The organism is Deltaproteobacteria bacterium (assembly GCA_016875225.1).
In the GTDB taxonomy this organism is placed as follows: domain Bacteria; phylum Myxococcota_A; class UBA9160; order SZUA-336; family SZUA-336; genus VGRW01.
In genome coordinates this window covers 1-8,690 of sequence record VGRW01000108.1, presented here as the reverse complement: position 1 = coordinate 8,690, position 8,690 = coordinate 1, and the positions used below count along the sequence as shown (strand labels likewise).

The window sequence follows — 8,690 nt, the reverse complement described above, 5'->3', positions numbered from 1 at the left end:
ACCGTGACCAGCGCAAATCCCTGCGAGCTCGTGGAGCGGATCGAGCGCACGCCCGCGATCGTGTTCAGCCGTTCCTCGATGATGTCGGTGACGTCCTCTTCGATTCCCTCGGGGCTCGCGCCGGAGAGCTCCGCCAGAACCGTGAGCACGGGGAACTCCATGTTCGGGAACTGATCCACGCCCAGGCGCTGGAAGCCGAGCACGCCGAAGACGACGAGCGCGAGCATCATCATCCAGGTCAGGATCGGGCGCTGGATCGAGAGATCGGAGAGGCTCACTTCGTCTTGCCCTCGTCTCCGGTCGGACTCGCCACGTCGGGCTCGCGAGCGCGGCCGTGCGGCTTCGCGGCGACGACGGACCCGTCGACGAGCCCGGTCTGACCGCGAACCACGATGGTGTCGCCGACCGCGAGGCCTTCGAGCACTTCGATCCGGCCGTCGCGGACGGCGCCCGTGCGCAGCCGCCGGCGCTCGACGCGATCCTCGCCCACCAACCGGAACGCGACCGCGCCGTCGGCGCGCTGCAGCACCGCGTCTTCCGGGATCGTCGCGACGCCCTCGCGCTCGGAGATGCCGAGGTCCACGCGCGCGAAGAATCCCGGCCGCAGGCGCCCGTCGGCGTTGGGCACGATGGCCCGGACGCGCAGCATCCGCGTGCGCGGATCGACGCCCGGCGAGAGCGAGATCACGCGGCCCTGGAACGATTCGTCCGGGTAGGTCGCGACTCTCAGGTCGAGGCCGCCGCCGACGCTGACGCGCGCGGAGTCGATCTCGGTCACGTGAAACGAGACCTCGATCGGATCGAGCGCGACCAGGTCGACCAGCGCCGAGCCGGGAGCGACGTACTCGCCCTGGCTCACGTGGCGGCGCGCGACCAGCCCGTCGAATGGCGCGAGCACGGTCGCGTCGCGGAGCGCGCGCTCTCCCAAGCCGAGCTCCGCGCGAGCGGCGGTGAGACGCGAGCGCGCCAGCCGCAGCGCGAGCTCGCCCTGATCGCGCTGCGCGTCGGAAGCGATCTTGGCTTCGGAGAGCTCGCGCACGCGCTCCGTCTGGCGCTGCTGGTCCGCGAGCGCCGCCTCGGCCTCCTCGACGCGCGCCTGGCGCGACGCGAGCTCCAGGCGCCGGCGCTCGGGATCGATCTCGAGCAGCGGCACGCCGCGCGCGACGGAGTCACCCTCGTCGACGTGCAGGCGAGTCACGAGCCCCGGCACCTCGGCCGCGACGGTAGCCTCTTCGCGCGGGATCAGATCCCCGGTCGCCTGGATCCGCTCGACCACCCGCTCGCCCTCGACGCGCACGACCTCGACCGGCGGAGCCTGCGCGGCCGCCTGCTCCTCGGAATCCGAGCACCCCGCGAGGACGAGCAGGGCGGCCAGCGTGGATCGGGTCAGTCGTCTCATGCGCGGGCTCCGCTCCGGCTCGAATCGGGTGGACTGGACGCGAAGCCTCTCAGCATCGCGCCGAGCGCCGCGTCGAAGAGGTCGGGTGGGAGGGCGATGTCGCCACGGTCGCTCTGCAGCCAGACCAGACCGTGGAGCAGCGCGAAGACCGCATGCGCCGCCGTCTCGACGGAGCAGGCGCGCAAGCCCCCGGAGGCCGCGAGCTCGTGCAGCGGCCGCTCGAGCAGGGCGCGCGCCTCTTCGAACGCGGCCGGCGGAGCGATTCCGGGATCGCGTCGCGCGGTGAGCAGCCGGTAGTGCGCCGGGTGCGCGCGCCCGAAGCGCGCGAATGCCCGGTAGAGGGCCAACGCGTCGGCGAACGGGCAACGGCCGCGGCGGACGCGACGCAGCGCGAGGACGAGCCGGCGGCATCGCTCTTCGAGCAGCGCGTCGACGATTGCCGGCTTGTCGCGGAAGTAGTGGTAGATCGTCGGCGCGGCGTAGCCGCACAGCGCCGACAGGCGCCGGATCGAGAGCGCCTCGAAGCCGCCTTCGAGAACGATCGATTCGCTCGCGTCGAGGATCGCTCGCCGCGCCTCCTCACGCTGCCGGGAACGTCTGCGGAGCGCGGGGGTGGAGTCGGTCCGGATCATCGAACACCGTGCAGGCCGTCGAACAGTGTTCGAGGCTCGCCCCTTGTAGCACGGCGCGGACGGCCCGGTAAAACGGCGGGCTCGGCTAGGGGGCGCGCGAGGCGACCTCGAAGAACCAGACTCCGCCGTCGCCAGGCGGCCCGCCCCCATACTTGCTGCGGACCACCCCGATCAGCGTCTGGCGAAGCGCCTCGTCCTGCACCCGCGTGAGCGTCACGGGGTGGCGGCGGCCGGCGATCCGCAGCCAGGCGCGGCCGTCCACGTCGGCTCGCTCGTGCCAGCTCTTGCCCGGCGGGAACGACAGGCTCGCCGGGATGAAGGCGCGGCCCTCGCTCACCAGGATCCAGGTCGTGCGCGAGGTCGACTGCGACTCGAGCTGCATCTCGATCGTGTCGACGTCGGCGAACGCCCAGTCGGCGACGGGTTCGCTCGAGACCTCTCCGGAGACCAGCGCGCCGCCGGGCACGAGCCCGAGCGGGCCGTCGTGGAATCGCGCGGCGGCGAAGAGCGCGCCGACGAGCAGGGCGATCACGCCGACGATGCGCGCGAGCCAGCTCACGATCTTCATCGCTCTCACTCCTTCGCGAGAATTTTCTCGAGCACCGGCCGCAGGTGGCCGCGAAAGGCGTCCGGGTCCTCGGCCATCGGGAAGTGACCCAGGCCCGGCATGAACACGAACTCCGCGCCGGGGATCTCGCGCGCGAGCTCCCGCGAGGCCGCCGGGGTCGCGCTCCAGTCGTACTCGCCCGAGAGCACGTACACGGAAGTGCGCGAGGTGTCGATTCGCGACGCCTCGCCGCGCAGATCGTGCTCCTCGCCGTAGAAGTGCAGATCGCCGCGGAAGACCGAGGGCGCGCCCTGCGCGTAGCCCCAGCCGATCTCGCGTCGTCGCGACTCGGGGGCGGTGGGGCCGGTGAGCCCGAGCATCAGGTCGGCCTTCACGTCGTTTCCGATTCGCGGGTGGTCGAGGAAGTCGAGGCTTCCGGACTCGGTCCGCGAGGCCGCCTCGACCCCGATCACCGCACGGCAGAGCCCGGGGCGGAAGCGCGCGAGATCGACCGCGATGTGCCCGCCCATCGAGCAGCCCATGAAGACGGGCCGGGTGAGCGCCAGCTCGCTCGAGAACCGCTCGATGAAGTCCAGGAAGAACGCCAGCGTGAGCTGGTAGGGCTGCCGCCACCACGCGACACCGTCCGGTGGCAGCGACTTCCCGTGATACGGAAGATCCCAGGCCAGGACGCGGAAGCGCTCGCCGAGCCACGGATCCTCGAGCAGGTGGCGCCACTGCCGGCCGTCCGAGCCGGCCGTGTGCTGCAGCAGCAGCGGCACGCCCCGCCCGCTCTCCTCGAAGTAGACGCGGTAGCGCACGCCGGCGACGTCCAGGTGCAGATAGCGTCCCGTCGTGCGGTCGAGGAGCGGCATCAGGCGCGCGACTCGCGCAGGATCTCGATCACGCGGCGAAGCACGCCGTAGTACGCGAAGAGCGTCTCGGGATCTCCACCGAGCGACACCGAATGGTGCAGGGCCGCTCCGAACGGGTCCTGGTAGAACGGAGGCGGCACGGTCGCGAGCAGCTTCTCCCATTCCGCGGGCGCGGCCGAGATCTCGAAGTCGCGCGCGCCGGGCGCAGACTCGGCCGATCCCGCTCCCGCAAAGCGCCCGGCCTCGAAGCGAAGCTCGAAGCGCTGCTCACCGACGCCGAGGCGAAGCGCCCCGGTGAAGAAGCGCGCGCAGCGCGAGAGTTCGGGGTCCGAGGCGAAACGCGCCGAGAGCCGCGTCGGATCGGGGAACGGCATCAGCGCGATGCTATCACGCGCTCGGTCGAGCGACGGCCGAACTTCTTTACCGATTCTCCGTCGCGGACTAACCTGCCCGCATGACTCACAACATCTCTCTCCATCGTGGCTGGCTGGGTCGTGTGATCACCATCACCGTGCTCTCGGTCTTCGTTCCGCTCACGACGACCGCGTGCTTCGGAACCTTCCCGCTCGCGCGAAAGGTCTACCGCTGGAATGCCAGCGTCCACTCCGACAAGTGGATCCGCTGGCTCGTCTTCTTGCTGATCAACGTGATTCCGGTCTACGCGGGCGCGGCGATTCTCGACATGGTCTTCTCGAACTCGGTCGAGTTCTGGACCGGCCGCAACCCGATGGCCGCCGCGCCCGGCAGCACCAAGCTCGTCGAGGGTCCGAACGGCGAGCGGGCGCTCATGACCCTGCGCGAGGATCGCGCGATCGACGTGCGGATCACCGCGCCCGGCGTTCCCGAGCAGCGCTTCGTGCTCGTGCACGAGGTCGACGCGATCGCGGCCTACGACGCGGACGGGAAGCTCGTGGCGCGCGCGGGCGAGGGCTCGGACGGAGAGCCCACGCTCCTCGGCGCGGTGATCGCCCGCTAGCGCGACGCCAGTCCGCCAGGCGGAGGATTGGCCGGATTGGCCGGTCCGGATTGGCCGGTTTCTGTCCCGTTCGAATGGGATTTGAACCGGCCAATCCGAGGGCGTAGCCTGCGGGGATGCTGATCCCCATCGAGCGCAAGGCGCGCGAGCCGGTGGCCGCCCAGATCGCGGCGTACCTGCGCCGGGCGATCGAGGCGGGCCGGCTCGAGCCGGGAGCCAAGCTCGAGCCGATCCGCGTGCTCGCGAAGCAGCTCGGCCTGAACCGCGAGACCGTCGCCACGGCGTATCGCGAGCTCGAGCAGCTCGGCCTGACCGAAGCCGCGGTCGGACGCGGCACCTTCGTGCTCGGGCCCTCGGCCTCGACACTCTCGGGTGTCGGAGCCGCGCGCTCCGACGAGCGCAGCTTCGAGCCCGTCTTCTCGCGCGCGTGCGAGACCGCGCGCGCGTCGGCCGTGGCGAGGATCGACTACAGCGCGCCGCCGGGCGCGATCCACTTCGAGCGGCTGATCCCCGACGCCGGGCTCTACCCGCACGAAGCCTTCCGGAAGGCGCTGAACGTCGCGCTCGCGAAGGGCGGGCCCGCTCTGTACGACTACGGCGATCCGCGCGGGCACGAAGGGCTCCGGCGCGCGCTGGTCGAGCGGATGGCGCGCTCGGGAATCGAGGCCGACAGCGACGGCGTCGTGATCACGGCCGGCGCGACGCAGGGCTTCGCGATCGCCGCGCGGATCTTCTGCGACGCCGGCGACGCGGTCGCGGTGGAGTCGCCGACCTATCCCTGGGCCTTCGCGACGCTGGCGGCGCTCGGCCTTCGCGCCGCGCCGATCCCGCTCGCGCCCGACGGGCTCGACCTCGACCGGCTCGACGCCGTGCTCGCACAGCGCAACGTCCGCCTGATCTACACCATGCCGAGCTTCCACAACCCCACCGGGACCTCGAGCGACCTCGCGCACCGCAGGCGTCTGCTCGAGATCGCCGCCCGGCACGGCGTGCCGATCCTCGAGGACGACTTCGAGAAGGACCTGCGCGTGCGCGGGCGGGGCGCCCCGCCGCTCCGCGCGCTCGACCGGCACGGGATCGTCTCGTACCTGGGCACGTTCTCGAAGACGCTCTTCCCCGCCGCGCGCGTCGGCTGGCTCTTCGCGCCGCCCGCGATCGCGGCCGCGGCGGTGTTCGCCAAGCGGACCATGGATCTGACCACGAGCCCGCTGCTGCAAGCGGGGCTCGCGGTGTTCCTGCGCGAGGGCAGCTACGACCGGCACCTGCGCCGCGTGGTGAAGCAGCTCGAGGCGCGCCTCGAGGCCGCGGAGGGCGCGCTCGCCCGCCATCTGCCGGACGGCTCGAGCTTCTCGCGCAGCGAGGGCGGCTTTCTGGTCTGGGTGACCCTCCCCGACGCGATCGACTCCTCCGCCCTGCTCGACGATGCCAAGCGCGCGGGCGTCGTCTACGCGCCGGGCGAGCTCTTCTACCCGGACGGGCGGCGCTCGTCGTGCCTGCGCCTGTCGGTGGCGAACACATCCGTCGCCGAGATCGAGCGCGGTGTCGCGGTCCTGGGCGAGGTCGCGCGCGCGGCGCTGGCTCGCGGGAGACGGCGCGCGGCCGAGGTCGTCCATGTCTAGCTCGAAGGGCCAACGCTACGAGATCTTCGACGTGTTCGCCGAATCCCCGTACGCGGGCAACCCGCTCGCCGTGGTGCACGGTGCGGCGGGTCTCGACACGGCTGAAATGCAGGCGATCGCGCGCGAGATGAATCTGTCCGAGACCGCGTTCGTGCTCGGCGACGCTGCGCGCGACGGCGCGCACGACGTGCGGATCTTCACGCCGTCCCACGAGCTTCCCTACGCGGGGCACCCGACGCTGGGAACCGCCTTCGCGATCCGCGAGGCGTGCCTCGGCGGCGAGACGGACGCGCTGGTGCTGCGGCTGGGGATCGGTCCCGTTCGCGTGGAGTTCGCGAGGGACGGGCTCGTCTGGCTCTCGGCGCCGCGCGCGACGTTCGCCGCGGGACCGGATTCGAACCTGGTCGCGGCAGCGCTCGGTCTGTCGCCGGACGCGCTCGACGCGAGGCTTCCGCTCGAGGTCGCGACCTCGGGCTGGCACCAGCTCCTCGTGCCGCTTCGCGACCTCGAAGCGCTGCGCGCCTGCCGCATCGACGCCGCCGCGCACCAGCGCCTGGTTCGCGCGGCCGGGCCGGGAAGCCTGTACGTCTTCGCGCGCGGGGCGCGCGACCCCCGCAACCACATCTGCGCGCGGAGCTTCGCGCCCGATGCCGGCGTCGCCGAGGACCCCGCGACCGGCAGCGCGGCCGGCTGGCTCGGCGCCTACCTGCTGCGGCACTCGGCGCTCGGCGCGGCCGACCTCGACGTGCGAATCGAGCAGGGCTACGAGATCGGCCGGCCATCGCTCTTGCACGTGCGCGCGCGGCGCGCGGGCGAAGGGCTGCACGTTTCGGTCGGCGGGCGCGTGATCCCGATCGCGCGCGGCGAGCTGATCTGACACTCACACCCCAAGGAGAATCCAGATGAACGACGAGCTGTATCGGTTGAAGGTCGGACTCGCAGAGATGTTGAAGGGCGGCGTGATCCTCGACGTCACGAACGCCGAGCAGGCGCGCCTGGCCGAGGACGCGGGTGCGGCGGCGGTGATGGCGCTCGAGCGGGTTCCGTCCGACATCCGCCGCGACGGCGGCGTGGCGCGGATGGCGTCGGTCGAGGTGATCGAGTCCGTGCGCAGGGCGGTCTCGATTCCCGTGATGGCCAAGTGCCGGATCGGCCACACCCAGGAAGCTCGGCTGCTCGAGGCGATCGGCGTCGACTTCATCGACGAGAGCGAGGTGCTGACGCCCGCCGACGAAGAGCACCACGTGGACAAGTCGGCGTTCCGCACGCCGTTCGTCTGCGGCGGTCGCGACCTCGGCGAGGCGCTGCGAAGGATCGGCGAGGGCGCCGCGATGATGCGCACCAAGGGAGAGGCCGGCAGTGGCAACATCGTCGAGGCCGTGCGCCACCTGCGGCGGATGGGCCGCGAGATGCGCGCGCTCCAGTCCGCGCCGCGCGACGAGCTGATGGCGCGAGCCAAGGAGTACGCCGCGCCCTACGAGCTCGTGCTGCGCGTGGCGGAGCTTGGCGCGCTTCCGGTTCCGAACTTCGCGGCCGGCGGAATCGCGACGCCCGCCGACGCGGCGCTGTGCATGTCGCTCGGCGCGCAGGCCGTCTTCGTCGGCTCGGGGATCTTCAAGTCGGCCGACCCGGCAGCGCGCGCGCGCGCGATCGTGCGCGCGACCACGCACTGGCAGGACCCGAAGGAGTGGCTGGAAGCGTCGCGCGGGCTCGGCGAGGCCATGCCCGGACTGGCCATGGAGACGATTCCCGAAGCGGAGCGGCTGGCGAGACGCGGCTGGTGAGAGTCGGCGTGCTCGCGCTGCAGGGCGACTTCGAAGCGCACCTGCGCGCGCTTCGCAGCGTCGGCGCCGAGCCGCAGCTCGTGCGCGTTCCGGCCGAGCTCGAGCGCGTCGACGCGCTCGTGCTTCCCGGCGGCGAGTCGACCGCGATGCTCCGCGGGCTCGAGCGCGACGCGCTCGAGCCCGCGCTGCTGCGGTTCCTGGCCTCGGGACGGCCCGTGCTCGGCACCTGCGCGGGCGCGATCCTGCTCGCCCGCGAGGTGCGCGGGCCGGCGCAGCGCTCGCTCGGCGCGCTCGACATCGACGTCGACCGCAACGCCTACGGCACGCAGCTCGACTCGTTCGTGTGCAGGGCCGAGACCGACGACCCTGCCTCGGAGTTCGCGGGCCTGGAATGCGTGCTGATCCGCGCGCCGCGGATCACGCGCGTCGGACCGAGCGTCGCCGTTCTCGCTCGTGTGAGGTCCGACCCCGCGCTCGTCTCGAGCGGGCCGATCTGGGCCGCGACGTTCCACCCCGAGCTCTCGACCGACACGCGCGTGCAGCGCGCCTGGCTCAGAAGCGCGGCTTCTCCAGCTTGACGTCGGCCGCGACCCAGGCGGTCCCGAAGCGCGTGCGGATCTCGTCGTCGGGCTTGCCCTGCGCGCGCAGGCTCTCCGCGAGCCCGAAGAGCGACCAGCCGTTCTCGGGCTGAGCGACGAGATCGTCGCGGAAGGCCGCCTCCGCCTCGGCCGGCCGACCCAGAGCGAGCAGCGTCGAGCCCTGGAGCTGCCGCACCGGCAGGTACCACGACGGCGGCTCCGTGTAGTTGAGCTCGTACTCGAGGCGCTTCGCGTCCTCGAGCTTCGCGAGCGCGCGGGG

At 72.2% G+C, this 8,690-nt stretch carries 11 protein-coding genes; 5 read left to right on the top strand and 6 right to left on the bottom strand.

Annotated elements, in window-relative coordinates; translation table 11 throughout:
- From FJ108_16840 to FJ108_16815, 6 genes are all read right to left on the bottom strand, one after another.
- Nucleotides 1–278 (bottom strand): efflux RND transporter permease subunit (locus FJ108_16840; protein MBM4337555.1); only part of this gene is annotated, 278 nt, incomplete at its 3' end.
- Nucleotides 275–1,399: an efflux RND transporter periplasmic adaptor subunit gene (locus FJ108_16835; GenBank protein ID MBM4337554.1), complete on the bottom strand. Its 1,125-nt coding sequence runs from the start codon at nt 1,397–1,399 to the stop codon at nt 275–277. The genes FJ108_16840 and FJ108_16835, both read right to left, overlap by 4 nt.
- Nucleotides 1,396–2,181, bottom strand: a complete 786-nt coding sequence (locus tag FJ108_16830) for a TetR/AcrR family transcriptional regulator (GenBank protein ID MBM4337553.1) — start codon at nt 2,179–2,181, stop codon at nt 1,396–1,398. Before FJ108_16830 ends, FJ108_16835 begins: the two co-directional genes overlap by 4 nt.
- Nucleotides 2,117–2,599, bottom strand: a complete 483-nt coding sequence (locus tag FJ108_16825) for a hypothetical protein (protein MBM4337552.1) — start codon at nt 2,597–2,599, stop codon at nt 2,117–2,119. Before FJ108_16825 ends, FJ108_16830 begins: the two co-directional genes overlap by 65 nt.
- Nucleotides 2,600–2,604: 5 nt before the next feature.
- Nucleotides 2,605–3,453 carry an alpha/beta hydrolase gene (locus FJ108_16820; protein MBM4337551.1) on the bottom strand — a complete coding sequence of 283 codons (849 nt, stop codon included), beginning with the start codon at nt 3,451–3,453 and terminating at the stop codon, nt 2,605–2,607.
- Nucleotides 3,453–3,827 (bottom strand): hypothetical protein, encoded by a 375-nt coding sequence (locus FJ108_16815; GenBank protein ID MBM4337550.1) that lies wholly within the window; start codon nt 3,825–3,827, stop codon nt 3,453–3,455. The genes FJ108_16820 and FJ108_16815 overlap by 1 nt, the downstream gene beginning before the upstream one ends.
- Nucleotides 3,828–3,907: 80 nt before the next feature.
- Between FJ108_16815 and FJ108_16810 the strand changes: the two genes are divergently transcribed.
- The 5 genes from FJ108_16810 (at nt 3,908) to pdxT (ending at nt 8,410) form a co-directional block, all read left to right on the top strand.
- Nucleotides 3,908–4,429, top strand: coding sequence for a DUF3332 family protein (locus FJ108_16810; GenBank protein ID MBM4337549.1), 522 nt, complete (start codon nt 3,908–3,910; stop codon nt 4,427–4,429).
- Nucleotides 4,430–4,545: 116 nt separating this feature from the next.
- Nucleotides 4,546–6,048, top strand: a complete 1,503-nt coding sequence (locus tag FJ108_16805) for a PLP-dependent aminotransferase family protein (GenBank protein MBM4337548.1) — start codon at nt 4,546–4,548, stop codon at nt 6,046–6,048.
- Nucleotides 6,041–6,925 (top strand): PhzF family phenazine biosynthesis protein, encoded by an 885-nt coding sequence (locus tag FJ108_16800; protein ID MBM4337547.1) that lies wholly within the window; start codon nt 6,041–6,043, stop codon nt 6,923–6,925. The genes FJ108_16805 and FJ108_16800 overlap by 8 nt, the downstream gene beginning before the upstream one ends.
- A 25-nt stretch (nt 6,926–6,950) precedes the next feature.
- Nucleotides 6,951–7,832 carry a pyridoxal 5'-phosphate synthase lyase subunit PdxS gene (gene pdxS, locus FJ108_16795; protein ID MBM4337546.1) on the top strand — a complete coding sequence of 294 codons (882 nt, stop codon included), beginning with the start codon at nt 6,951–6,953 and terminating at the stop codon, nt 7,830–7,832.
- Nucleotides 7,829–8,410, top strand: coding sequence for a pyridoxal 5'-phosphate synthase glutaminase subunit PdxT (gene pdxT / locus FJ108_16790; protein ID MBM4337545.1), 582 nt, complete (start codon nt 7,829–7,831; stop codon nt 8,408–8,410). The genes pdxS and pdxT overlap by 4 nt, the downstream gene beginning before the upstream one ends.
- Nucleotides 8,411–8,690: the final 280 nt, after the last annotated feature.